25 protein-coding genes are annotated in these 23598 nt (G+C 45.2%); 18 read left to right on the top strand and 7 right to left on the bottom strand.

The genetic code is table 11. The features are described 5' to 3' along the window. Positions 1-46: 46 nt before the first annotated feature. The gene (gene lptD / locus J5A60_RS08505; protein WP_212510079.1) at positions 47-2392 is read left to right on the top strand and encodes an LPS assembly protein LptD; all 2346 of its coding nucleotides are present in this window, start codon (positions 47-49) and stop codon (positions 2390-2392) included. Positions 2393-2483: 91 nt separating this feature from the next. Here the strand turns inward: lptD and murQ are convergent, their stop codons facing one another. Next, on the bottom strand, positions 2484-3398 hold the full coding sequence (gene murQ, locus J5A60_RS08500; RefSeq protein ID WP_212510078.1) for an N-acetylmuramic acid 6-phosphate etherase: 915 nt from the start codon (positions 3396-3398) through the stop codon (positions 2484-2486). Beyond that, the gene (locus J5A60_RS08495; RefSeq protein WP_212510077.1) at positions 3395-4525 is read right to left on the bottom strand and encodes an anhydro-N-acetylmuramic acid kinase; all 1131 of its coding nucleotides are present in this window, start codon (positions 4523-4525) and stop codon (positions 3395-3397) included. The genes murQ and J5A60_RS08495 overlap by 4 nt, the downstream gene beginning before the upstream one ends. 82 nt (positions 4526-4607) lie before the next feature. On the opposite strand from J5A60_RS08495, the gene glmU reads away from it, so the two are divergent. The 4 genes from glmU (at position 4608) to J5A60_RS08475 (ending at position 9782) form a co-directional block, all read left to right on the top strand. Next, positions 4608-5975, top strand: a complete 1368-nt coding sequence (gene glmU, locus J5A60_RS08490; protein WP_212510076.1) for a bifunctional UDP-N-acetylglucosamine diphosphorylase/glucosamine-1-phosphate N-acetyltransferase GlmU — start codon at positions 4608-4610, stop codon at positions 5973-5975. Between the two features lie 429 nt (positions 5976-6404). Further along, positions 6405-7733: a branched-chain amino acid transport system II carrier protein gene (brnQ, locus tag J5A60_RS08485; protein ID WP_212510075.1), complete on the top strand. Its 1329-nt coding sequence runs from the start codon at positions 6405-6407 to the stop codon at positions 7731-7733. Positions 7734-8052: 319 nt separating this feature from the next. Then, positions 8053-8598 (top strand): hypothetical protein, encoded by a 546-nt coding sequence (locus J5A60_RS08480; protein WP_212510765.1) that lies wholly within the window; start codon positions 8053-8055, stop codon positions 8596-8598. A gap of 2 nt (positions 8599-8600) precedes the next feature. After that, on the top strand, positions 8601-9782 hold the full coding sequence (locus J5A60_RS08475; protein ID WP_212510074.1) for a glutathionylspermidine synthase family protein: 1182 nt from the start codon (positions 8601-8603) through the stop codon (positions 9780-9782). Positions 9783-9788: 6 nt separating this feature from the next. On the opposite strand, the gene J5A60_RS08470 is transcribed toward J5A60_RS08475, so the two are convergent. The 5 genes from J5A60_RS08470 to J5A60_RS08450 form a co-directional block, all read right to left on the bottom strand. Further along, positions 9789-10547, bottom strand: a complete 759-nt coding sequence (locus J5A60_RS08470; protein ID WP_212510073.1) for a class I SAM-dependent methyltransferase — start codon at positions 10545-10547, stop codon at positions 9789-9791. 2 nt (positions 10548-10549) lie between these two features. Next, positions 10550-11647, bottom strand: coding sequence for a tRNA (uridine(54)-C5)-methyltransferase TrmA (trmA, locus tag J5A60_RS08465; RefSeq protein ID WP_371817616.1), 1098 nt, complete (start codon positions 11645-11647; stop codon positions 10550-10552). Between the two features lie 73 nt (positions 11648-11720). Continuing rightward, positions 11721-12050 carry a DUF413 domain-containing protein gene (locus J5A60_RS08460; RefSeq protein ID WP_212510072.1) on the bottom strand — a complete coding sequence of 110 codons (330 nt, stop codon included), beginning with the start codon at positions 12048-12050 and terminating at the stop codon, positions 11721-11723. Between the two features lie 59 nt (positions 12051-12109). Then, on the bottom strand, positions 12110-12727 hold the full coding sequence (locus J5A60_RS08455; RefSeq protein ID WP_048750825.1) for a DsbA family protein: 618 nt from the start codon (positions 12725-12727) through the stop codon (positions 12110-12112). Between the two features lie 21 nt (positions 12728-12748). Beyond that, complete coding sequence (locus J5A60_RS08450) at positions 12749-13015, bottom strand: YihD family protein (RefSeq protein WP_109128764.1); 267 nt, start codon at positions 13013-13015, stop codon at positions 12749-12751. A 74-nt stretch (positions 13016-13089) separates the two neighbouring features. Between J5A60_RS08450 and mobA the strand changes: the two genes are divergently transcribed. The 13 genes from mobA (at position 13090) to rplL (ending at position 23495) form a co-directional block, all read left to right on the top strand. Further along, the gene (gene mobA / locus J5A60_RS08445; RefSeq protein ID WP_212510071.1) at positions 13090-13671 is read left to right on the top strand and encodes a molybdenum cofactor guanylyltransferase MobA; all 582 of its coding nucleotides are present in this window, start codon (positions 13090-13092) and stop codon (positions 13669-13671) included. Positions 13672-13763: 92 nt separating this feature from the next. After that, complete coding sequence (locus J5A60_RS08440) at positions 13764-14285, top strand: hypothetical protein (protein WP_212510070.1); 522 nt, start codon at positions 13764-13766, stop codon at positions 14283-14285. A 112-nt stretch (positions 14286-14397) separates the two neighbouring features. Further along, a complete protein-coding gene (gene fruB / locus J5A60_RS08435) occupies positions 14398-15936 on the top strand; it encodes a fused PTS fructose transporter subunit IIA/HPr protein (protein WP_212510069.1) in 1539 nt (512 codons plus the stop codon). A gap of 2 nt (positions 15937-15938) precedes the next feature. After that, positions 15939-16880 (top strand): 1-phosphofructokinase, encoded by a 942-nt coding sequence (fruK, locus tag J5A60_RS08430; RefSeq protein ID WP_212510068.1) that lies wholly within the window; start codon positions 15939-15941, stop codon positions 16878-16880. 4 nt (positions 16881-16884) lie between these two features. Further along, complete coding sequence (locus J5A60_RS08425; RefSeq protein ID WP_212510067.1) at positions 16885-18549, top strand: fructose-specific PTS transporter subunit EIIC; 1665 nt, start codon at positions 16885-16887, stop codon at positions 18547-18549. A gap of 56 nt (positions 18550-18605) precedes the next feature. Then, the gene (locus tag J5A60_RS08420; protein WP_109859793.1) at positions 18606-18848 is read left to right on the top strand and encodes a recombinase RecA; all 243 of its coding nucleotides are present in this window, start codon (positions 18606-18608) and stop codon (positions 18846-18848) included. Positions 18849-18893: 45 nt separating this feature from the next. Continuing rightward, positions 18894-19823 carry an AEC family transporter gene (locus J5A60_RS08415; protein ID WP_212510066.1) on the top strand — a complete coding sequence of 310 codons (930 nt, stop codon included), beginning with the start codon at positions 18894-18896 and terminating at the stop codon, positions 19821-19823. Between the two features lie 163 nt (positions 19824-19986). Continuing rightward, entirely contained in the window at positions 19987-20397 is a 411-nt protein-coding gene (secE, locus tag J5A60_RS08410) for a preprotein translocase subunit SecE (RefSeq protein WP_109128772.1), read from the top strand. 1 nt (position 20398) lies between these two features. Further along, entirely contained in the window at positions 20399-20950 is a 552-nt protein-coding gene (gene nusG, locus J5A60_RS08405) for a transcription termination/antitermination protein NusG (RefSeq protein ID WP_048750834.1), read from the top strand. A 151-nt stretch (positions 20951-21101) separates the two neighbouring features. Next, entirely contained in the window at positions 21102-21530 is a 429-nt protein-coding gene (gene rplK, locus J5A60_RS08400) for a 50S ribosomal protein L11 (RefSeq protein WP_005627653.1), read from the top strand. 4 nt (positions 21531-21534) lie between these two features. Further along, positions 21535-22224 (top strand): 50S ribosomal protein L1, encoded by a 690-nt coding sequence (gene rplA / locus J5A60_RS08395; protein ID WP_005703561.1) that lies wholly within the window; start codon positions 21535-21537, stop codon positions 22222-22224. Positions 22225-22580: 356 nt separating this feature from the next. Then, positions 22581-23072: a 50S ribosomal protein L10 gene (gene rplJ, locus J5A60_RS08390; RefSeq protein ID WP_005703558.1), complete on the top strand. Its 492-nt coding sequence runs from the start codon at positions 22581-22583 to the stop codon at positions 23070-23072. A 51-nt stretch (positions 23073-23123) separates the two neighbouring features. Then, the gene (gene rplL / locus J5A60_RS08385; RefSeq protein ID WP_005558353.1) at positions 23124-23495 is read left to right on the top strand and encodes a 50S ribosomal protein L7/L12; all 372 of its coding nucleotides are present in this window, start codon (positions 23124-23126) and stop codon (positions 23493-23495) included. The last annotated feature ends 103 nt before the right edge of the window (positions 23496-23598 follow it).

The following is a 23598-nucleotide window of genomic DNA, read 5'->3' as shown; positions in this document are numbered from 1 at the left end:
TTCCCGTATAATCACGCCATTATTTGGCTAGAAAAATGGTTGTCCAATGAAGAAAAATGCTTATACCTTAATTTCACTGTCAATTTTGACCGCACTTTATAGCGCAACAAGTGCCGCCGATTTAGCAAAACAATGTTTATCCGGCGTACCGCACTTTAGCGGTGAGGCGGTGTCCGAAAATCCAAATGATTTGCCGATTTACATCGAGGCGGACAGTGCGGAAATCAACCAATCTAACGGCGGTGTTTATAAAGGCAACGTAGATATCAAGCAAGGCGTTCGCCATTTGCAATCTGCGGAAGTGGAGATTCAACAGACAGGTGAAGGCGATAAGGTACAACGTTATGCGTTTGCGCGTGGCGGTTTTGATTACCGGGACAACCAAATTAATCTTTTGGGTGATGATGCGAAAGTGCATTTAAACAACAAAGATACGGATATTCAAAATGCCAATTATCAATTAGTGGATCGCCAAGGCCGTGGCGCCGCAGAAAGTGTGGAATTACGTGATGACTATCGCGTGATGAAAAATGCCACCTTTACCTCTTGTTTGCCGGACGATAATTCTTGGTCTATTTACGCCAATGAAATGCGCCAACATGTCAAAGAAGAGTATGCGGAAATGTGGCATGCCCGTTTACGTGTACATGGCGTGCCGGTATTTTATACACCGTATTTACAGTTACCAATTGGCGATCGCCGTCGTTCCGGTTTACTTGTGCCGGTTGTGGGACATTCCAGTCGTGACGGTTATTTCTATGCCCAGCCGGTGTATTGGAATATTGCGCCGAATTTTGATGCCACGATTGCGCCAAAATATATGTCTCGCCGTGGTTGGCAAGTTAACGGTGAATTTCGTTATCTTAGTGCCTTGGGTGAAGGGCAAATTGCCGGTGAATATTTGAATGATGACCGCTTAAGTGATTATGTCAGCGACAACCGTAAACGTCATTTATTCCATTGGAAACACAATGCGGCGTTTGCACAGGATTGGCGCTTAGACATTGATTACACCAAAGTGAGTGACAAACGTTATTTTACCGATATTGATTCCAACTATGGTAGCAGCACCGACGGCTATACAAATCAAATCGCGCGTTTAGCCTATTATCAACCGAACTACAATATCGCCCTTTCCGCCAAACAATTCCAAATTTTTGATGAAGTAGATGTTGGGCCTTATCGGGCGTTACCGCAAATTGACTTCAATTATTACCAAAACGGTTTATTTGACGATAAAGTCGATTTTAAACTCTTTTCTCAAGCGGTACGCTTTGATAATGACAGCGCAAGCATGCCAAAAGCGTGGCGTTTCCACCTTGAGCCAAGTTTAAATAGTACGTTGTCGAATCGTTATGGGAGCGCAAATTTTGAAACCAAATTATATGCGACCCATTACCAACAAAAGCCGGGTAAGGGAGCGGATGCAGAGGATGTTGAACGTAGCGTTACTCGTGTAATTCCACAATTTAAAGCGGATTTCCAAACTGTGTTGGCGAGCAACAAGAGTTTCTTAGAGGGCTACACACAAACCCTTGAGCCGCGTGTGCAATATTTGTATCGTCCTTATAAGAACCAAAGCAATATCGGCTCGAAACGAAATTCAGAGTACCTTGGCTTTGGATACGATTCTTCATTATTGCAACAAGATTATTTCTCTTTGTTCCGCGACCGTCGTTACAGCGGTTTAGACCGTATTGCTTCCGCTAACCAAGTGACGGTTGGGGGCACGATGCGCTTCTTTGATGAAAACAAAGAAGAACGTTTCAATGTGGCTGCCGGACAAACCTATTATTTGGAATCTTCACGCATTGACGATGATCCGCGTAATAAAACCTCCGGTTTATCTTCTTCATGGGCGGTTGAGTCCAACTGGAAAATTGACGAACAATGGCACTGGCGTGCGAGTTTTCAATACGACCAACAGTTAGAACAAATTTCTTTGGCAAATACCGGTATCGAATTTAACCCAACGAGCCATAATGTTATTCAGTTAAATTATCGTTATGTGAGTCGAGAATATATCGATCAGAACTTAACGTCTAATGCTCAAGGTTATAACCAAGACATTAATCAGTTAGGGATTCAATTTGGTTGGGAATTAACGGATAACTGGGCAATCGTTGGGCGTTATTACCAAGATCTTTCTTTGCAAAAACCGGTAGAACAATACCTTGGTCTGCAATATAACACGTGTTGTTGGAGTATTGGTGTGGGAGCAAGACGTTATGTCACAAACCGTCAAAATCAAAGAAACGATGATATTTTTTATGATAATGCCATTGGTGTTACCTTTGAATTGCGTGGTTTCGGCAATGATCATCAAAGCGGTATCGAGAATATGATGAGACGCGGCAAATTGCCTTATCTACAAGCGTTCAGCTTATATTAACCGTATGAGATAAATAAAAAACGTGAGCCATAAGCTCACGTTTTTTTATTGTCGAACGCCATTAAAAGTGCGGTTATTTTTCTCGGCGTTTTTACGCTGCCAGGGCGTCCTGTAATCGCCCTTTGTTTTGCTCCAAAACAGCTTCTGCTTGCGCTTTATCTAATCCGCTCAACAGCATCATAATCGCCAATTTTGCATTGCCATTGGTGGTGTGTAAGGTTTGTTCGGCGGTGGTTTGGTCACAATCAGTCGCTTGCATGACGATGCGAATGGCGCGTGCTTTGAGTTTTTGGTTAGTGGCTTGTACATCCACCATCAGGTTTTGATAGCACTTGCCGAGACGAATCATGGCGGCAGTGGTGAGCATATTCAGCACCATTTTTTGCGCTGTGCCGGATTTTAAACGGCTGGAACCGGCGAGCGCTTCAGGACCGACCGCAGTGGTGATGGCAATGTCTGCGATCTCGCTCATGATAGCGTTTGGGTTGCTGACCAAAGAAACCGTGGTGGCGCCGAGCTGTTTGGCATACTGCAATCCGCCGATCACATAAGGCGTGCGACCACTGGCTGCAATCCCGACTAACACATCTTTGCGACTAAAATGAATATGACGTAAATCCTGCTCGCCTGCTTCGTGATTATCCTCCGCCCCTTCCACGGCGTTGCGTAAGGCGGGTTCCCCACCGGCAATTAATCCCACCACCATGCTTGATGGTACGCCAAACGTTGGCGGACATTCGGACGCATCTAGCACACCAAGACGGCCACTGGTGCCGGCACCCATGTAAACCAAACGACCGCCAGCCTGAAATGCCGCCACGATATGTTCGACTGCCTGTGCGATTTGTGGCAGATTTTTCTCCACGGCGAAAGCCACTTGTTTGTCTTCATGATTTAACAGCGTGACAACCTCTAACGGCGACAAAGCATCAATGTGCAAGGTGTTCGGGTTGCGTTGTTCGCTTAACATTTTTTCAAGACTGTTTAATAAATTCTGTTCGCTCATGCCTGTGTCTCCGCAGGAAAAATTGCGCCTAAACTGACCGCACGTTGGGCACCGGTCACACTTGGCAAATTAGACGGTTGGTTGAGTATGCGGCGATAGGCAAGCCAAGCAAAGGCGGCAGCTTCTACATAATCCACATCCAATCCTTCATCATTGGCCGGGAGGTATTGCCATTGTGGTAATAGCGCTTGTAATCGCGTCATCAATAAGCCATTTTTTGCACCGCCGCCACAGACCAATAAACGGCGGGGTAATGGCGTTTCAAGTTGATTTAATGCGAGTGCAATGCTTTGTGCGGTAAATTCCAATAAGGTCGCCTGTATGTCTTGTGGTGGTATCTCACCTAAAAGTGCGGTGGTTTTTTCTAATGTTTTTTCAAGCCATGCCAGATTGAACAATTCGCGCCCGGTGCTTTTCGGTGGTGGCTGTTGGAAATAAGGCTCTTTCAACATTTCCGTCAATAATTCTGCTTGCACGTTGCCGCTACGTGCCCATTGCCCGTCAGCGTCATAAGATTTTCCGAGATGGCGTTCGATCCAACCATCCATCAGTGCATTGCCTGTGCCGGTGTCGTAGCCAATAATCGGTTGATGAGGAAAGAGGACGGAAATATTGCTGATGCCACCGATGTTCAGTACCACCGTTGCCCAATTCTCATCATAAAACCACGCTTGATGAAACGCGGGCACTAACGGGGCGCCTTGTCCACCAAATGCCATATCTTTACGACGGAAATCCCCGACCACATCAATGCCGGTGCGGGCAGCAAGGAGATTCATGTCGCCTAATTGCATAGTGAACGGAAAATTGCCTTGTGGCGCATGCCAAACAGTTTGTCCGTGGCAACCGATGGCGCGAATTTGCTGTGGTTGCAGTTGATGGCTCGTGAGAAAATGGTTGACCGCATCAGCGTATAGCAAGGCTAAGCGCTGATCCAATTCGCCCAGTTGCTGTAATGTAGAACTGCCTTGGGAAATTAATTGCAATAAATCTTGGCGTAATTCTGCGGGCATTGGCGTGAATTGTGCCGCAATAAATTGTGGTTTTTCGCCAAATGCCATTAGCGCAATGTCCACGCCGTCCAAACTGGTGCCGGACATGATGCCGAGATAATATTCTTGTTGCATGGCGGCTTATCCTTAACTTAACTCGAAATGGCAAGAATGATATACTAGCGCGCAATTTTTAGCGAACAAAAGAGACATTTTTATGACAACTCAAGCACTCAGCGTCGTCATTTTGGCGGCCGGCAAAGGCACCCGCATGTATTCCGATTTACCCAAAGTATTACATCCGATTGCGGGCAAACCGATGGTAAAACACGTTATTGATACGGCGAAACAACTTGGCGCGCGCAATATTCATTTGGTTTACGGACACGGTGGCGATTTAATGCAACAGCGTTTGGCGGCTGAACCGGTGAATTGGGTTTTGCAAACAGAACAGCTCGGCACAGGCCATGCGATGCAACAGGCCGCTCCATTTTTTGCTGATGATGAAAATATTGTCATGCTCTATGGTGACGCCCCGTTGATTACCAAAGGCACGTTGGAAAAACTCATTGCTGCGAAACCAGAGAAAGGCATTGCGTTGCTGACCGTGGTGTTGGATAACCCAACCGGTTATGGTCGTATTTTGCGTGAAAACGGCAATGTCGTCGGTATCGTAGAACAAAAAGATGCAAATGCCGAACAGCTTAACATTCAGGAAGTGAACACCGGTGTGATGGTGTCTGACGGCGCGTCTTTCAAAAAATGGCTGACGCAATTGGACAACAATAACGCCCAAGGCGAATATTACATGACCGATGTAATTGCCTTGGCGAATCGCGACGGCTGCCAAGTGGCGGCAGTGCAAGCAGCTGATTTAATGGAAGTGGAAGGGGCCAACAATCGTTTGCAACTTTCTGCGCTTGAGCAATATTTCCAACAAAAACAAGCCGGTGAGTTATTACTTGCCGGCGTCATGTTGCTCGATCCGGCCAGTTTCAAACTGCGAGGCGAGCTTGAACATGGCAAAGACGTGGAAATTGACATGAACGTGATTTTAAACGGCAAAGTGCGGTTGGGAAATCGGGTGAAAATCGGTGCTGGCTGTGTGCTGACGAACTGTGATATCGGCGATGATGTGGAAATCAAACCGTATTCCGTATTGGAAGATGCCACTGTGGGCACCAATGCGGCTATCGGTCCTTTCTCTCGCTTACGCCCGGGCGCAGAATTGGCGGAAAATACCCATGTCGGCAACTTTGTGGAAATTAAAAAAGCACAAATCGGCAAAGGCTCCAAAGTGAACCACTTAACCTATGTGGGCGATGCGGAAATTGGTCAAAATTGTAATATCGGCGCAGGCGTGATTACCTGTAACTACGATGGTGCCAATAAATTTAAAACCACTATTGGTGATAATGTTTTTGTGGGGTCTGACAGCCAACTCATTGCGCCGGTGACGATTGAAAGCGGTGCAACGATTGGTGCGGGTTCTACCATTCGCCGCAATGTGAAACAAGATGAACTGGTGACTACCCGCGTGCCGCAAAAACACGTACAAGGTTGGGAAAGAACGAAGAAGAAATAAGTTAAATTGATTTCATGCTTCAAAGAGCAACATGGCTAGACTGTGTTGCTCTTTTTTATGGCATTGGATAAAAAAAGTGCGGTTAAAAATGTTGACATTTCTAACCGCACTTTACCCTCGGGATGTGACCCATTGCATGAGAGACATTCATCTTCTCATGCACCGCTATTAAAACATTGGCAACCCATTGCTTTAGGCTGTCACCGAAATCCCTAGTAGAGAGTTTGTCGATCCTTCGACACATCTTTAGTGTACAAAAATCAAATTTGAAAACAGGGAAGCCGATCACACTTTTGAATATTAATGTCTAAAAAAACAGCATTAAATGGCTATTTTGTCCCGATTACAGCTCTCTTTTCGTACAAAATTTGACGGTCTTATTTAGGGTGTTATACTCCCGCCACCCTAATTACAGAGAAGAATAAAATTATGATCAAAAAAGCAACGTTGACAGGTTTACTGTTATTTGGAATGTTTTTCGGCGCAGGAAATTTGATTTTTCCGCCAAGCCTAGGCGCCTTGTCCGGAGAGAATTTTTGGCAAGCGATTAGTGGATTTGTGTTGTCCGGGGTGGGCATCGCCATTCTCACCTTGGTGATTGGTGCGCTTAACCCGAAAGGTTATGTGTATGAAATTTCGATAAAAATTGCCCCTTGGTTTGCAACCTTATATTTAGTCGCGCTTTACCTTTCCATCGGGCCGTTCTTTGCGATTCCGCGTACGGCAACGGTGGCCTACGAAGTGGGTGTAGCGCCTATGCTGCCGGCATCGTTTAGCGCCACCGGTTTGGTTATTTTTACGGTGATTTATTTTATTGCAGCCTATTTGATTGCGTTAAATCCGTCCAAAATTCTCGACAGCATCGGCCGTATTTTGACCCCTATTTTTGCCCTACTTATCGTATTGTTAGTCACATTAGGCTTTTTCCAATACGGTGATACGACGCCGTCTTCTGCCCTTGGCGACTATGCGACCTCTGCCTTTGGTACCGGATTTATTGAAGGGTATAACACCCTGGATGCCTTGGCTTCCGTGGCATTTAGCGTGGTGGCGGTACAAACCTTGAAGCAGCTCGGTTTCCGAAACAAACAGGAATACATTTCTACAGTGTGGCTGGTGAGCCTTGTGGTGGCATTGGGCTTTAGCTTGCTGTATATCGGTTTGGCGTATTTGGGTAACCATTTCCCTGTGCCTGCCGATGTGATGGCATCTGACACGAACAAAGGCGTGTACATTCTTTCTCAAGCGACACAAGCGATTTTCGGGACTAACGCGCAAATTTTCTTGGCCGTGATGGTGACCATGACTTGCTTTACGACGACGGCGGGGTTGATTGTTGCGGTATCTGAGTTTTTCCGTGAGCGTTTCCCACAGTTGGGTTACAAAACCTACGCTACGCTGTTTACCTTGATTGGGTTTGGGATTGCGAACTTGGGTTTAGGCGCAATCATCCAATATTCCATTCCGGTGTTGTTGGTGCTCTATCCGATCACGATTGCCATTGTGTTGCTGATTATTGTAAATAAATTCGTTGCGTTATCCAAAATTGGTATGCAACTTACCATTGCATTGGTGACGGCAATTTCTCTTTCTGGGGTCATTGCGGATCACTATCAATTAGCGTGGTTAACGGATTTCCTTCACCATCTGCCGTTTGCTGAGTACTCACTTTCTTGGCTTACTCCGGCTCTGGTTGGTATCGGCTTATCTCTCGTGTTGCCTCAACGACAACGTAGTGAAACTTTTGAAATGGAATAATAGTGACGGCGAATCCAAAAGATTCGCCGTATTTTTCTAAAAAACGTTTTTAAAACAGACCGCACTTTGGGCTATGACTGAAAGTGCGGTCTGTTTTTTCTGTGTTTTTTATTCTGCGTTTACTGCTGCAAATGTTGGGAAACGTTCCGTTTGAACTTCCCAACTGAATTTTCAATGTAGCTAATTTTCCTTCGCACTCATTGCTGCAGTAACTCTGTGCTATGATAGTGCCATTCAAACTCAATGTTTTGATACGACAGAAAACGTCTTTTAGATACGATGAAAAGGGGAAAGTAAACACTTTCTAGTAACGTTTATGATGAAAAAGAAAAATCAAATTTTAGTGACATTATCCGTAGTAGCGCTGTTAGGTGGTTGCTCGGAAGATGAAGTGCAACGTGATGTATACAACAGCTTAGATGATTGCGTTGCTGACTGGATTAGACCGGAATTATGCGAACAGGATAAATCTCAAAGCACAAATACGAGCCCTGTGGCTGGTAGTCATGTGGCAAACAACAGTGGCAACATGGCGAGCAGTGAAAATAACGCGGTTGTCGGCGACAATAGTGCCACGCCAACCACCACCGCCAGTGGTGATGAAGGCCCTTCTATCGGCAGCGCCATTGCCGGTGCGGCGGCAGGTTATATGATCGCTAAAGCCATGAGTGGTTTTCTAGGCCCGAGTTACAATCCCAATAATCGCGCCGTTTCGACACCAACCGGGCAAATTATTCGACCGCAAGGCAACCATTCTGTGGGGAAACCGGTGTTGGTTAAAGGCGGCGCCGGCAGCGCAAACAGCAAACCGATTTCACGCGGTGGGTTTAGTAGCAATAACACCAGTAAAAGTGGCGGTGGTTAATCATGAAGCGTATCACCGGTATTCCAACCCGTCCCGACATGGTGCAACAGCTGCTTGAGGTGGGCTTTGATTATTACAATCTGCCTTCTACCGATGGCTCGCATTATTGGTCAGACAATGTTGCCTACGAATTTACGTTGGCAGAAATCGACAAAATTGAAGATGCCACTAACGAATTGCATGCCATGTGCATGGATTTCGTTGCCAATGAAGTGAAACAAGGCGATTATGAGCACTATCGCTTTACCGATTTACAAAAAAGTCTGATCGAACAATCTTGGCGTGAAAACGCACCGCACTTATATGGCCGTTTTGATTTCGGTTATGACGGCGACAATCTCAAAATGTTTGAATATAACGCCGATACGCCGACCTCTTTATTGGAAGCCGCGGTGGTGCAATGGCAGTGGTTGGAGCAGGTGGAAGGTTTACCGAATCGTGATCAATTTAACTGGATTCATGAAGAATTGATTACCCGTTTTTCCGTGTTGCAACAGCAAAGTGGCAAAACAGGTTTCCATTTTGCTGCGATGGCGGATGCTGGACGGGAAGATTGGGGCAATTTAGATTATCTTGCGGATGTAGCCTATAACGCCGGTTGGCATATTCACCGCTTGACCATTGAAGACATCGGCTACGATAACGACACGCAACAATTTGTCGATCTCAACAATCAACCCATTGAAGCGCTGTTCAAATTGTATCCGTTAGAATGGATGACGACTACTGAATATGCACCACATATGCTAAACAGCACCACACAATTTTTTGAACCGGCATGGAAATTGTTACTGAGCAATAAAGCCCTGCTCGCTAAACTGTGGCAAAAACACCCGAACCATCCGTATTTATTGCCAACCTATTTCAATCGACACGACATTACGGATCGTAAATCTATTTGGGTGAAAAAACCGTTATTAGGCCGTGAAGGTGCCAACGTGTTTTATTATGAAAAAAATAACGGCTTGGAGTTTGCCGCCAAAGGCAGTGAGCATTCAAATTTCTATGCCAATGCCGGCTACATTTATCAGCAGAAATTTGAGTTACCGAATTTTGACGGGATGTATCCGGTCATCGGTTCTTGGGTGGTGGGCGATGTGGCATGCGGCATGGGCTTGCGTGAGGACTTCACCGCTGTCACCGGCAACGACAGCCATTTTATTCCTCATTATTTTGTGGAATAGAACGACTTAGTCGTGCTTCACATACACATCAAAGCGGTGATTTTTGGTTTCGCGTGAAAAGTGCGGTGCTTTTTGCGCGAGAAAATCGGCATAGTCAGGGCGTTTCACCACAACGCGCTGACGAGCCAATTGAAGTGCTGGCGTAAGCAGTTCGTCCGCATCTAAATCGGCACCGACCAAATGTTGAAACACGCGCATTTCTTTTTTCACCAAGGCGCTTTTGGCTTTGTGTGGGTACATCGGGTCGAGATACACCACGTCAGAGAAATCCGTTTCAGGATGCAGTTGATTGATGTGTTGATAAGGCAACAGTTGCATATTTTGTTGCATCCACGGACCGATTTCTTCGTCGGCATAAGCACGTTGCAAGCCATCTTGTAATAACAAACGAACAACCGGGTGGCGTTCAACCAGTTTCACTTGGCAACCGAGCGCCGCTAATACAAAGGCATCACGCCCTAAGCCTGCCGTGGCGTCAATGACTGTCGGCAAATTATCTTGTTTAATGCCAACCGCTTTTGCCACCGCTTCGCCACGCCCGCCGCCAAATTTGCGGCGATGTGCCATGATGCCGCCGACAAAATCCACAAATACCGCGCCTAATTTTGGCTCGTCTAATTTGCGTAATTCCAGGCGTTCCATGCCTTCCGCTTCTGTCCATACTAACGCCAACGGGCTGTTGGGATCATGTGTTAAGCCGGCTTCGGCAAAAAGTGCTGTGGGTTTTTGCGGTGTTTTGGTTTCACAGAGGAGTTGGATATTCATGTTTATCCCTTTATCACCAACCAAACGCCCGCTTCCATGTGTTCCGTGTAAGGAAACTGGTCGAACAAGGCGGCTTTTTCAATACGATGGGTTTGGTTGAGCGTTTGCAGGTTGTCGCACAACGTATGCGGGTTGCAGGAAACATACAAAATGCGCTCATATTGTTGCACCAGTTTAACGGTCTCCGCATCTAAGCCGGCACGTGGCGGATCGACGAAAATGGTGTTGCATTCATAGGCTTTCAAATCAATGCCTTTTAAGCGATTAAATTCGCGCACGCCTTGCATGGCTTGGGTAAATTCTTCGGCAGACATGCGAATAATCTGTAAATTCTCTACCTCGTTGGCGGCAATATTAAATTGTGCCGCAGCCACGGACGGTTTGGCGATTTCTGTGGCCAGCACTTTGCGGAAATTTTGTGCTAATGCAATGGAAAAGTTGCCGTTGCCGCAATAAAGCTCCAATAAATCCCCGTGGCTATTGCGGGTGCAATCTACCGCCCATGCCAACATTTTGCTGTTTACTGCTGCATTTGGTTGTGTGAAGCTGTTTTCCACTTGGCGATAAATGTAGTCTTTACCGTGAACGTTTAAGATTTCATCTACATAATCCTGTTCCAGACAAATTTTTTGTTTGCTGGCACGTCCGACAATTTGCACGTTAAAACCTTGCTGTTGGAGTTGTGAACGCAAGGTTTGCGCCGCAGTTTGCCATTCTTCATCCAAAGTTTTGTGATACAACAAACTGACGATAATCTGTTGACTTTGCGTGCTTAAATAATCGATTTGGAACAATCTGTGGTGTAAGACTTTTTGCTGTTTTAACAACGGCAATAATGCCGTCATCATGCGATTAATCAGTTCGCTGGCGATAGGAAAATTATCCACCCGATAACGTTGTTTGTTCTGTTGGTCAAACATAATGTGGTAGAAATCGTTGCCTTCGTGCCAAATGCGAAATTCTGCCCGCATCCGGAAATGTTGTGTAGGCGAGGCGAACACCTGCAAATCAGGCGCGTCAAATGGCGATAAAAGTGCGGTCAGTTTTTGCTGCTTTTCTGCGAGCAATTCGGCGTAACGATCAACGGGTAAATTAAGCATAGCATTCATGGAATTGGCGGTCGTAAAAACAAAAGGCTCGGAATCCCAAGCCTTCTGATTGTTATTTAAGTGATTAATCTGCCGAGTAGTCGTCCAGATTATCCACGCCAACCACGCCGGATAAGGTGTAAAGGCGTTTGTTGGTGGAAATACGGCTGCGATATTTATTCCACGTTTTCTCGAAGAAAGTTTCCGCTGCACGTTCACCGCGACAGAATGCAACAAAGCTTTTTTCTTCTTTGGTTACCGGCTTACGTTCGCCTGAATCTAATGCGCGGAAAGCTTGTCCGTATTGTTCTAAAGCTTGTGCTTCTTTGATGGTGTAATCACCGTGACGGGCAAAGCCGCGCGGGTAGTTTTTGTCGTCAAAAAAACGACGGGTTACGCTAAAACTCTCAGCCATATAATCCTCTAAAATAGGTATCGAAAATAAAAATCGGCAGGCATTAAACCAATTTTTGTTTATTTTTGCAATAAACCTTTTACGGTTTCGACGTATTCGGTCACAAAAGTGTTTTCATCATGTGCCAAGCCTTCCATGTTCACACGATATTTACCGTTTACATAGAAATCCGGCACGCCACGCACTTGGTATTTTTCGGCTAAACGTTGTTGTTTGGTGACTAAACCGTTGACCGCAAAGCTGTTGATGCCGCCGTCAAATTGTTCGGCAGAGATGCCGTTATCAATAAAGATTTGGCGAATGTCGTTCATCGAACTTAAGGTATTGGCTTGTGCTGCTTTGAATAATGGCAGTTTGACTTTTTCTTCCGCTTTGATGGCAATGGCCAATGCCCAAGCACGCGTGAGATTTTCAGATTGGCGACCTAAAAAATCCACGTGATATTGCTTGAATGGCGTGCCTTCCGGCAGGCTCTCACTAATTTTTTGTGGAATGTGAAATTGTGTTTCAAAGTGATAGCAATGCGGGCAATAAAAAGAGAAAAACTCTAATACTTCCGGTTGTGCGCTCTGTTGTTGCCCTTCTACCACAACATACTGTTTACCTTCCGTTAAGTCAGCCGCTTGAACAGAAACAGATAGCGCTGCTGTCAGCGCTAAAAATAGCCATTTTTTCATTTGTTATCCTTAATAATCGATTTATTTAATAATACCGCGCGCTTTTAATAACGCGGTTTTAAAGTCTTCTTCGTAATCTTTTTTAATGCCGGGAATCGGCTCGAATTTATCTTTGCCGGCCATTTTTAGGTGGTAAATGATGACTTCATCAGATAGTTCTGCGAGAGGTTTATCAAATCCCGTCTCGTCGGCAATTTTTTGCATAATTTGCATTAATGATAAATCGGGGTCTTTAGACCAGTAAGGTTGTAAAAGTTCCAACACTTCATTCAGGCGATGACATTTCATACGCATTTCCTTATTATTGTGAGATAAACGGGCGGGATCATACTTGAATTAACTTCATAAGAAAACAAAGAAGCATGACAATTTCAATTAGCGCAGTCATTTTAGCCGGCGGGCAAGCAAAACGCATGGGCAGTGTCGATAAAGGCTTGCAGCCCCTGCAGGGAAAACCGTTATTTCAATTTATTTATGATCGCCTGCATTCGCAGGTGGAACACATTTCTGTTAACGCCAATCGCAATCAGGCGATTTATGCTGTCGCCGGATTGCCGGTGTTTGGCGATAATATCGAAGGCTTTCAAGGGCCGTTAAGTGGGATTTTGACCGCGCTGGAACGATCTGAGACGGATTTTGTCTTATTTGTGCCTTGTGATAGCCCCTTCTTTCCGGACAATTTACTGGAAAAATTAAAAAGTGCGGTGGATTTTCACGGCGTTTCTATTGCGTATGTGCATGATGGTGAGCGTGAACATCCTACTTTCTGTTTAATGGCGCGTAGCTTAAAAGAGAAACTTGCGGCTTATTTGGCTACCGGTGAACGCAGAATGTTGCATTTTATGCGCCAAAATGAGGCTGTGAGTGTGGATTTTTCAGAAAATAAGGCGGCGTTTACCAATATCAACACATTGGATGAGTTGCAGCAGTTTAACGTGCAATAATCGTGAGCTATTTATTGCATGCTAGAGAAACAGTATAATGAGCGCCACGCTTGAGTTAGTTTGTTTTCTTCCACCGAAATTCAAGGATTTTTATGATTAAGAAACTTTCCATTCTTTTCCTAGCCTCTTTATTGAGCGCTTGTTCCCTTTCCTCGTATGTGCCTTTCATAGGCGACAAAAAAACGGTCATTGACTTAGACGAAGATAAAATTGACCAAAAATCTTACGCCACCGCGTATGAGGCTACGGTCGCAACCTACCAAGGGCGCGTGCACAGCGATTTTAATGTGAATTCTTTCGCCAGTGGCGCCAATGATTGGTATTTAGGTCGAATTCTTGTGCCTGTTGAACAAATCAAAGAAAAATTGTATAGCCCACAAGGACAGGATTCCGATGTTTATGCCTATTACAGCGGCGTTGTACATGCCTCTGCGTTACAAAATAATTTTGGCAAACTGAATACAAAATGCTGGAGTCTTATCGATGCGCCGAGCGTGACCCAAGGTATTTATGACGCCATGTTAGATTTGAAAAAAGACAAAGTGCGGTCTGAAAATGACGAATATATCGTGCAAGGTTCCGAGCAATTACTCAAATTGTGCACCGGAAAATAATTTACAAAACTGTCGGTTTTTACCGGCAGTTTTTTGTATTTTAAATCTTAGCTGAAAGGTTTTTGCATTGTTCAGTACCCAATTTATACCCTCGTAGAAACAAGGAGACAGAATGTTTAATTTACCCGAAAGTAACATTCATTTGGCGGCGAGTGCCGATAATAAGCAGCAAGCCATTACGCTGGCGGCAAACGCACTAGAGCAGGCCGGTTATGTGGAAAGCGGTTATTTACAAGGCATGCTAGGGCGCGAGCAACAAACATCGACCTTTTTAGGCAATGGCATCGCCATTCCGCACGGCACGTTAGAAACCCGTGGCATGGTAAAAAATACCGGCGTGCAGATTTTCCAGTTTCCACAAGGGATTGAATGGGGCGAAGGCAATATTGCTTATGTGGTGATCGGCATTGCGGCGCGTTCTGACGAGCATTTGGCATTATTGCGTCAACTGACTCATGTTCTCGGCGATGAAGACACGGCCGCAAAATTGGCCACGCTCACCGATGTAAAAAAATTCCGCGCCATTTTAATGGGTGAAGCGGATGAATTTAATGTGGTTGATGAAAACATCAGCTTAGATGTGGACACCAGCAGTTTGCTCACCTTAATCGCCATTAACGCCGGCAAATTAGAACAACAAAGTGCGGTCAATCATCAGTACGTTTCGGAAGTCATTGCCAATCCGGCATTGCCGTTGGCGCAAGGTCTATGGGTGACCGATGCCGCCGTAGGAAACCAAAAGAATGGGTTGGCGTTCAGTCGTGCAAAACAGGCGTTTAATTTAAATAATAAAATCGTGCATGGCGTGGTGACGGTGGCTTATGCAAACGAGCAAATTGACGAAACTTTAGCCCGTCTGTTAGATGCCAAGGTACAGCAAATCTTGTTAAACGGCGACAGCGCACAGATTGCTGCAGCATTAAATGGCAAGGCGATTCCGCAAGCTGCGACACAGGCGACATCAACTGCGTCTGCCGTGCCGTCTGTGGCTGCCGGCAGCGTTGTCGGCACCTTTACTATTCGTAACGAGCACGGTTTACACGCCCGTCCAAGCGCCATTTTGGTTAACGAAGTGAAAAAATTCGCGTCTAAAATTACTGTGGAAAACCTCACGCGCGCCAGTGTACCGGTGAGCGCTAAGAGCCTGATGAAAATTGTCGCCTTGGGCGTGACGCAAGGTCATCGTTTACGTTTTGTGGCGGAGGGCGATGACGCACAAGCTTCAGTTGAAGCTATTGGTAAGGTGATTGCGTCAGGGCTTGGTGAAACTATTTCTGCGGTACCACCAAGCGAACCGGACACCATTGAAGTGATAGAGCAAGTTGCGTCGGCAATTTCTGCGCCAAGTGGTGAAAGTGCGGTGGAAAATCCGAGTGAATCCGTGGAAGGCGTTTTTGAAGTAAAAAATGAACACGGATTACACGCCCGTCCGGCGGCAGTGTTAGTGAACGAAGTAAAAAAATATAACGCCAATATCGCCGTACAAAATCTCGATCGCGATACGCCGTTGGTCAGTGCAAAAAGTCTGATGAAAGTGGTGGCGTTAGGTGTAGTGAAAGGCCACCGTTTACGTTTTGTGGCCACCGGGGAGCAAGCACAACAAGCTATTGAGGGTATCGGTGCAGCAATTAACGCAGGATTAGGGGAATAATGATGGCAAACGTCGCAACTATCACTTTAAACGCCGCTTATGACTTGGTCGGGCGTTTAAAACGTATCGAATTGGGCGAAGTCAACACCGTGGAAACCCTCGGGCTTTTTCCTGCGGGTAAAGGCATTAACGTGGCGAAAGTGTTAAAAGATTTGGGCATTGACGTCACTGTGGGCGGTTTTCTCGGCGAAGACAACCAAGGGGATTTTGTCACCTTATTCGACAAACTGGGATTACAAGACAAATTCCAACGCGTGCCGGGCAGAACCCGAATCAACGTGAAAATTACCGAAACCGACGCGGATGTTACTGATCTCAACTTTTTAGGTTATGAAATCAGTGAAAGTGCGTGGCAACAATTTGTGGCGGATTCTCTTGCGTATTGCAAATCCTTCGACATCGTTGCCGTGTGTGGCAGCTTGCCGCGTGGCGTGACGCCGGACTTGTTTGCCGATTGGCTAAAACAACTCCATCAGGCGGGCATAAAAGTCGTGTTAGACAGCAGTAATGCAGCGCTAACTGCGGGCTTGAGCGCACAACCTTGGTTGGTGAAACCGAATCATCGCGAATTAGAAGCATGGATCGGGCATGGATTGCCAACGATGAACGACATCATTGCAGCGGCGAAGCAACTGAAAGCACAGGGCATTGCTCATGTGATTATTTCCATGGGGGCGAATGGTTCTTTATGGTTAAGTGACGAGGCTGTGATCCAAGCACAACCGCCAAAATGCGAAAACGTGGTGAGTACCGTGGGCGCGGGCGATTCTATGGTGGCGGGTTTGATTTACGGTTTAATTAACGACCTTCCGCCAAAAGACACTCTTGCCTTTGCCAGTGCGGTGTCCGCTTTTGCCGTGTCGCAAAGTAACGTGGGCATTTCTGACCGCACTTTGCTTGAACCAATTTTAAACAATGTCAACATTACTGTCATTGAGGGATAATCTTATGCATATTTATTTAACTCCATCCGCTAATTTGGGTAACGCCAAAGCCTTTCTATTGCGTGAAATGCTAAGTAAAACTGCGCAAGTGCAACATCAAATCGTGGACAGTGCCGAGGCGGCGGATTTGATCATCGTTTTGGGGAATGTTTTACCCAATAATGCCGGATTTAATGGCAAAAAAGTGTTTTTGGCAAAAATTGACGAACATTTCAACGCACCCGAAAACTTGTTAGACACGGCCATTCAACAGGCGCAGGATTATGTTCCGCCTGCTGAAAGTGCGGTCGTTTCTAACGGTAAAATGAAAAATATTGTGGCGGTGACTGCTTGCCCGACAGGCGTAGCGCATACGTTCATGTCTGCCGAAGCCATCGAAACTTACGCCAAACAACAAGGCTGGCAGGTGAAAGTGGAAACCCGCGGACAAGTGGGCGCGGGCAATGAAATCACGGCAGAAGAAGTGGTGGCAGCGGATTTGGTGTTTGTGGCGGCGGATATTGACGTGCCGTTGGATAAATTCAAAGGCAAATTAATGTATCGCACCTCTACCGGACTTGCGTTGAAGAAAACTGCGCAAGAATTCGACAAAGCCTTTAAAGAAGCCAAAATTTACGAAGGCGGCGCAACGTCCGCGGCGAAAGCCGAAGAGCGCGGCGAGAAGAAAGGCGTCTATAAGCATCTGATGACAGGCGTATCGCACATGTTGCCGTTGGTGGTGGCAGGCGGTTTGCTTATCGCCATTTCCTTCATGTTCGGTATTGAAGCGTTCAAAGACGAAAATATCGCGGGCGGCTTGCCGAAAGCCTTAATGGATATCGGTGGTGGCGCGGCGTTCCACTTAATGATCGCGGTGTTTGCAGGTTATGTGGCGTTCTCCATCGCCGACCGTCCGGGACTTGCCGTGGGGTTAATCGGCGGGATGTTGGCGACGACCGCAGGTGCGGGGATTTTAGGTGGCATTATCGCCGGCTTCCTTGCAGGTTATGTGGTGAAAGGACTTAATGATGTGATTAAATTACCGCCAAGCCTGATGTCCCTTAAACCGATCTTAATTTTGCCGTTATTGGGGTCTTTTATTGTCGGCTTAGCCATGATTTATCTCATTAACCCGCCTGTCGCGAAAATCATGACGGCGTTGAGTGAATGGCTAAAATCCATGGGCGATGTGAATGCCATGGTGCTTGGTGTGATTATCGGCACCATGATGTGTATCGACATGGGTGGTCCGGTAAACAAAGCGGCTTATACTTTCTCCGTGGGCATGATCGCCTCTCAGGTTTACACCCCAATGGCAGCGGCAATGGCAGCAGGCATGGTGCCGCCAATCGGCATGGCGATTGCCACTTGGTTAGCGCGCAGTAAATTCACCTCCAATCAACGTGATGCGGGTAAAGCCTCTTTCGTGCTTGGTTTCTGTTTTATCTCCGAAGGGGCATTGCCATTTGTGGCGGCCGATCCGCTTCGTGTGATTATCAGTAGTGTGCTAGGTGGTGCGACTGCAGGCGCCATTTCCATGAGTTTAGGCATTGCATTACAAGCGCCGCACGGTGGTTTATTTGTGGTACCGTTTGTTTCTGAGCCGTTGATGTATCTTGCGGCTATCGCCATAGGTTCCGTCGTCACCGGTGTGATTTATGCGGTGATTAAACCAAAGGCGGAAGCATAACGTGGAACAAAGTGCGGTGGATTTTCACCGCATTTTTTATCTTATGAGGACATACTATGCCATTTAGTGAAGATGAAAAACGTAGCCTTTTATCTCAAAAAGGTATCGGTGCAACAATCTTAAAGCGTTTGGAAGAAATGGGATTAGATGACGTCAAAATACTAGCAGTGACCAGTCCTGATTTTATTCTCCAAAGAGGTGCTGAAATCACGGGTTCAACTTGTTGGCGCAATAGCCCACAAGCCCGAAACGCTATTGAAACGGCGGTGAATTGGGCAAAAGTGATGGGTCAAAAATAACTCCATTTTAAACGAGGCGGAGACCTTTTATTGACGAAGTATTCTATGGATATCGCATTTATTCTTGGTAGCAAAATTGTTGAGCTCACGCTTATTGTCTTAATGGGTTATGGGTTGGTAAAAGCCAAATTACTGAAATCAGAAGACAGCAAGCCATTGTCTATTATCGGTTTGTATATCATCAGCCCCGCCGTCATGATTGAGGCCTTTCAGATTTCATATACACCGGAAATTCTAGAGGGATTAATGCTGTCTTTTGGTATGGCAGTGTTTTTACATGGCATGCTGGTGATTATCGGTGCGGTGTTAAAGAGAACGCTGAAATTGGATCCTATCGAGCATGCGGCATCCATTTATGCCAATTCAGGTAATTTGATTATTCCGTTGGTGATGGGATTGTTCGGTAAAGAATGGGTGGTTTACGCCAGTTGTTTTATCATCGTGCAAACGTTTATGTTTTGGACGCACTGTCGCCTGATTATTGCCGGCAAAGGCAATTTAACGCTGAAAATGGTGCTAAAAAATATCAACATTTGGTCGATCATGATGGGTTTAGTAATGTTTGCCTTTCAAATTAAACTGCCAGATACCATCAATGGTACGTTGTCTTCCGTCGGGATGTTTATCGGTCCGAATGCCATGTTGATTGCCGGCATGCTGATTGCCTCTATTCCACTACGGGAGCTTTTTTCGTCTAAACGAATTTATTTGGTGACGTTTCTGCGTTTGTTAGTGATTCCGCTGTTTTTAATGGTTGTCGTTAAACTTTGCGGCTTTTCAGGTTGGGTACAAAACGGTGAAACGATCGCTTTGATTAGTTTCTTGGCAACGACGAGCCCGGCGGCTTCCACGGTCACGCAAATGGCGTTAATTTTTGGGAATAATCCGCAAAAAGCCAGTGCCATTTATGGGGTTACCACCCTCCTTTGTATGTTTAGTATGCCCTTTATTATTGCGTTGTATCAGTTGTGGTAAAAAGTACGGTGGATTTTTGACGATGTTTTAAAAACACGCTGAAAAACGACCGCACTTGTGTAAATGCGCAATTTTTAATTGTGAAACTGGAAAATTAGCTGCTATAATCCTGCGTTCGAAAAAGGATCCCTATTTTTTAAAGTTACATAATGGATAAATTTTTATGGCATTAGAGATTGAGAAAAAGAAAAATGAATCTGAGACTGTGGTTGAAAAGTCTAAAGGATTAAACATTTTTTTATGGTTGTTAGCCGTTGCGATTATTGCTGCGAGTGCATTTGGTAATATCTATTTCCAAGATCAATATTCCACCCCGATTCGCGTTGTCGCGGTTATCGTGTTGTTGTTGATCTCTTTAGGGGTTGCAGCGACAACCAATCAAGGCAGAAAAGCTCTTGGTTTCTTTCAAGATGCCCGTACTGAATTACGTCGAATTGTTTGGCCAAGCCGTCCGGAAGCAACGCAAACCACCTTTATTGTTGTTGGCGTGACCGTATTTGTGTCTTTAATTCTTTGGGGCTTGGATTCAATTATCGTTAGCATCATTACCTTCTTAACCGACTGGAGATTCTAAAATGACCGAAACCGCAAATAAAAAACGTTGGTATGTGTTGCAAGCGTTCTCCGGTTTTGAAGCGCGCGTAGCGACCACATTGCGTGAATACATCAAACTTCACAATATGGAAGAACAGTTCGGTGAAGTGTTAGTACCAACAGAAGAAGTCGTGGAAAATGTGGCAGGTAAACGTCGCAAAAGTGAACGCAAATATTTCCCTGGTTATGTGTTAGTACAAATGGAAATGAACGATGATACTTGGCATCTAGTGCGTAGCGTGCCACGCGTTATGGGTTTCATCGGCGGTACACCGGATAAACCAGCGCCAATTAGCAATCGTGAAGCGGATATCATTTTAAATCGTTTGGAACAAAACAGCGATAAACCGAAACCAAGAACAACCTTCCAACCGGGTGAAGAAGTGCGTGTAACCGAAGGTCCATTCGCAGACTTTAATGGTACAGTTGAAGAAGTGGATTACGAAAAAGGCCGCTTAAAAGTGTCTGTATCTATTTTCGGTCGTGCTACGCCGGTTGAACTTGAGTTCGGTCAAGTAGAAAAGAATAACTAGTAAAATGGTTGAATTTTCCACCGCACTTTTTAAGTGCGGTGCATTTTTCGGCATTTTACTTGAAAAACCGGTTGTGTTTGATTAGAATGCAACCCTTTTTAACAACAGGGGAGCTAGTAATAGCGTTATTACCCATTCAGAGGAAACTAAAATGGCAAAAAAAGTCCAAGCCTACGTTAAGTTGCAAGTTGCAGCTGGTATGGCAAACCCATCACCACCGGTTGGTCCTGCGTTAGGTCAACAAGGTGTGAACATCATGGAATTCTGTAAAGCATTCAACGCTCGTACTGAGAGCTTAGAAAAAGGTTTACCAATTCCGGTTGTTATCACCGTTTATGCAGACCGTTCATTCACTTTCGTTACCAAAACTCCACCAGCAGCAGTATTGTTGAAAAAAGCTGCAGGTATCAAATCTGGTTCCGGTAAACCGAACAAAGATAAAGTGGGTAAAGTAACTTTAGATCAAGTTCGTCAAATCGCTGAAACTAAAGCAGCAGATATGACTGGCGCGTCTATCGAAACCAAAATGAAATCAATTGCTGGTACTGCTCGCTCTATGGGCTTAGTGGTGGAGGAATAATACGATGGCTAAATTGACTAAAAAAATGAAAGCAATCAAAGCTGGCGTAGATTCTACTAAAGCATACGAAATCAACGAAGCGATCGCGGTATTAAAACAATTCGCAACGGCTAAATTCGTTGAAAGTGTTGACGTTGCAGTAAACTTGGGTATCGACCCTCGTAAATCTGACCAAAACGTTCGTGGTGCAACTGTATTACCACATGGTACAGGCCGTGAAGTTCGTGTTGCTGTGTTCACCCAAGGTGCAAACGCAGAAGCAGCTAAAGAAGCTGGTGCTGATTTAGTAGGTATGGAAGATTTAGCTGAGCAAATCAAAAAAGGCGAAATGAACTTTGACGTTGTTATCGCTTCTCCTGATGCAATGCGTGTTGTTGGTCAATTAGGTCAAGTATTAGGCCCACGTGGTTTAATGCCAAACCCTAAAGTGGGTACTGTCACACCAAACGTTGCTGAAGCAGTGAAAAATGCTAAATCCGGTCAGATCCGTTATCGTAACGATAAAAACGGTATCATCCACACCACTATCGGTAAAGCAAACTTCTCTGAAGTACAATTGAAAGAAAACCTTCAAGCGTTGTTAGCGGCTTTAACTAAAGCGAAACCTGCAACATCTAAAGGTATCTTCATTAAGAAAGTAAGTCTTTCTACTACAATGGGTGCCGGTGTAGCTGTTGATCAAGCTTCACTATAATCCGTAGAAATACGATGAAATATGACCGCACTTTTATAAGTGCGGTTATTTTTTCGGACATTTATCATTGTCGAATTGGTGATTTTTTATCATCAGGCATTTACAAATGTTATTTCGACCGTTATAATTTCCGTCCTTTTTAGACCGTATTTTATTTGCGGTTTAGCATTTCTGGTTGGTGCTTGACCTCATTCAAGCCCCGTCCAAGACCGTAGGGGAGCAATCTTAATCATCCTACGTAGATGGTGAACAGAATAAGAATTTTCTTGCTTCTGTGCACCGAATTCGTCCTAATAGTTGTTTTATTAGGTATTTAAATTCCGAGCAATCGGAGTGTATTCAGGAGCTAACAGCCAATGGCATTAAATCTTCAAGACAAACAAGCAATTGTTGCCGAAGTAAATGAAGCAGCCAAAGGTGCCCTTTCTGCTGTGATCGCGGATTCCCGTGGTGTGACAGTAGATAAAATGACCGAATTGCGTAAATCTGCACGCGAAGCGGGTGTTTCTATGCGCGTTGTTCGTAATACTTTATTACGTCGTGCGGTAGAAGGCACTGAATTCGAGTGTTTGAAAGACACATTTACCGGTCCAACACTTATCGCATTCTCTACTGAACATCCAGGTGCTGCAGCACGTTTGTTCAAAGAATTTGCAAAAGCAAACGATAAGTTTGAACTTAAAGGTGCAGCCTTTGAAGGTAAGATCCAAGATGTTGAATTCTTAGCAACATTACCGACTTACGACGAAGCAATTGCACGTTTAATGGGCACAATGAAAGAAGCTGCGGCAGGCAAACTTGTTCGCACTTTTGCGGCATTACGCGACAAATTACAAGAAGCGGCTTAATCAAGCGTTTCTTCATCCAATTAACTTTATTTACTTTAGGAATTGATTGTTATGTCATTAACTAACGAACAAATCATTGAAGCGATTGCTTCTAAATCTGTAACTGAAATCGTTGAATTAATCGCAGCGATGGAAGAAAAATTCGGTGTTTCAGCAGCGGCAGCAGTAGCAGCAGCTCCAGCAGGTGGTGCAGCAGCAGCGGCAGAAGAAAAAACTGAATTCGACGTAGTTCTTGCTGAAGCTGGTGCTAACAAAGTAGCAGTAATCAAAGCAGTACGTGGTGCAACCGGTTTAGGCTTGAAAGAAGCTAAAGACTTAGTTGAATCTGCACCGGCTGTATTGAAAGAAGGCATTGCTAAAGCTGAAGCAGAAGCACTTAAGAAAGAATTAGAAGAAGCTGGCGCGAAAGTAGAAATCAAATAATTTTGATTTTATTTCGTCCTGTTTCTCAGGCTAAATGGCTGGTGGGTGACCATCAGCCATTTTGTGCTATCAAAAACAGAAGTAAATTTGCCGTTTGATTACT

The organism is Aggregatibacter sp. oral taxon 513, from assembly GCF_018128305.1.
GTDB classification, from domain to species: Bacteria; Pseudomonadota; Gammaproteobacteria; order Enterobacterales; family Pasteurellaceae; genus Aggregatibacter; species Aggregatibacter segnis_A.
Note: the sequence above shows the minus strand (reverse complement) of the source record. Positions and strands in the feature narration are given on the sequence as shown.

What these genes read in the sequence shown, in the direction of transcription:
- J5A60_RS08420 (WP_109859793.1), top strand. Translation starts at nt 18,606, where the DNA reads ATGCCATTTAGTGAAGATGAAAAACGTAGCCTTTTATCTCAAAAAGGT.
- lptD (WP_212510079.1), top strand. Translation starts at nt 47, where the DNA reads ATGAAGAAAAATGCTTATACCTTAATTTCACTGTCAATTTTGACCGCA.
- J5A60_RS08495 (WP_212510077.1), bottom strand. Translation starts at nt 4,525, where the DNA reads ATGCAACAAGAATATTATCTCGGCATCATGTCCGGCACCAGTTTGGAC.
- mobA (WP_212510071.1), top strand. Translation starts at nt 13,090, where the DNA reads ATGACAATTTCAATTAGCGCAGTCATTTTAGCCGGCGGGCAAGCAAAA.
- fruB (WP_212510069.1), top strand. Translation starts at nt 14,398, where the DNA reads ATGTTTAATTTACCCGAAAGTAACATTCATTTGGCGGCGAGTGCCGAT.
- J5A60_RS08470 (WP_212510073.1), bottom strand. Translation starts at nt 10,547, where the DNA reads ATGAATATCCAACTCCTCTGTGAAACCAAAACACCGCAAAAACCCACA.
- J5A60_RS08455 (WP_048750825.1), bottom strand. Translation starts at nt 12,727, where the DNA reads ATGAAAAAATGGCTATTTTTAGCGCTGACAGCAGCGCTATCTGTTTCT.
- rplK (WP_005627653.1), top strand. Translation starts at nt 21,102, where the DNA reads ATGGCAAAAAAAGTCCAAGCCTACGTTAAGTTGCAAGTTGCAGCTGGT.
- secE (WP_109128772.1), top strand. Translation starts at nt 19,987, where the DNA reads ATGGCATTAGAGATTGAGAAAAAGAAAAATGAATCTGAGACTGTGGTT.
- J5A60_RS08425 (WP_212510067.1), top strand. Translation starts at nt 16,885, where the DNA reads ATGCATATTTATTTAACTCCATCCGCTAATTTGGGTAACGCCAAAGCC.
- trmA (WP_371817616.1), bottom strand. Translation starts at nt 11,647, where the DNA reads ATGCTTAATTTACCCGTTGATCGTTACGCCGAATTGCTCGCAGAAAAG.
- J5A60_RS08440 (WP_212510070.1), top strand. Translation starts at nt 13,764, where the DNA reads ATGATTAAGAAACTTTCCATTCTTTTCCTAGCCTCTTTATTGAGCGCT.
- glmU (WP_212510076.1), top strand. Translation starts at nt 4,608, where the DNA reads ATGACAACTCAAGCACTCAGCGTCGTCATTTTGGCGGCCGGCAAAGGC.
- rplL (WP_005558353.1), top strand. Translation starts at nt 23,124, where the DNA reads ATGTCATTAACTAACGAACAAATCATTGAAGCGATTGCTTCTAAATCT.
- J5A60_RS08475 (WP_212510074.1), top strand. Translation starts at nt 8,601, where the DNA reads ATGAAGCGTATCACCGGTATTCCAACCCGTCCCGACATGGTGCAACAG.
- fruK (WP_212510068.1), top strand. Translation starts at nt 15,939, where the DNA reads ATGGCAAACGTCGCAACTATCACTTTAAACGCCGCTTATGACTTGGTC.
- rplA (WP_005703561.1), top strand. Translation starts at nt 21,535, where the DNA reads ATGGCTAAATTGACTAAAAAAATGAAAGCAATCAAAGCTGGCGTAGAT.
- rplJ (WP_005703558.1), top strand. Translation starts at nt 22,581, where the DNA reads ATGGCATTAAATCTTCAAGACAAACAAGCAATTGTTGCCGAAGTAAAT.
- nusG (WP_048750834.1), top strand. Translation starts at nt 20,399, where the DNA reads ATGACCGAAACCGCAAATAAAAAACGTTGGTATGTGTTGCAAGCGTTC.
- J5A60_RS08460 (WP_212510072.1), bottom strand. Translation starts at nt 12,050, where the DNA reads ATGGCTGAGAGTTTTAGCGTAACCCGTCGTTTTTTTGACGACAAAAAC.
- brnQ (WP_212510075.1), top strand. Translation starts at nt 6,405, where the DNA reads ATGATCAAAAAAGCAACGTTGACAGGTTTACTGTTATTTGGAATGTTT.
- J5A60_RS08450 (WP_109128764.1), bottom strand. Translation starts at nt 13,015, where the DNA reads ATGAAATGTCATCGCCTGAATGAAGTGTTGGAACTTTTACAACCTTAC.
- murQ (WP_212510078.1), bottom strand. Translation starts at nt 3,398, where the DNA reads ATGAGCGAACAGAATTTATTAAACAGTCTTGAAAAAATGTTAAGCGAA.
- J5A60_RS08415 (WP_212510066.1), top strand. Translation starts at nt 18,894, where the DNA reads ATGGATATCGCATTTATTCTTGGTAGCAAAATTGTTGAGCTCACGCTT.
- J5A60_RS08480 (WP_212510765.1), top strand. Translation starts at nt 8,053, where the DNA reads ATGAAAAAGAAAAATCAAATTTTAGTGACATTATCCGTAGTAGCGCTG.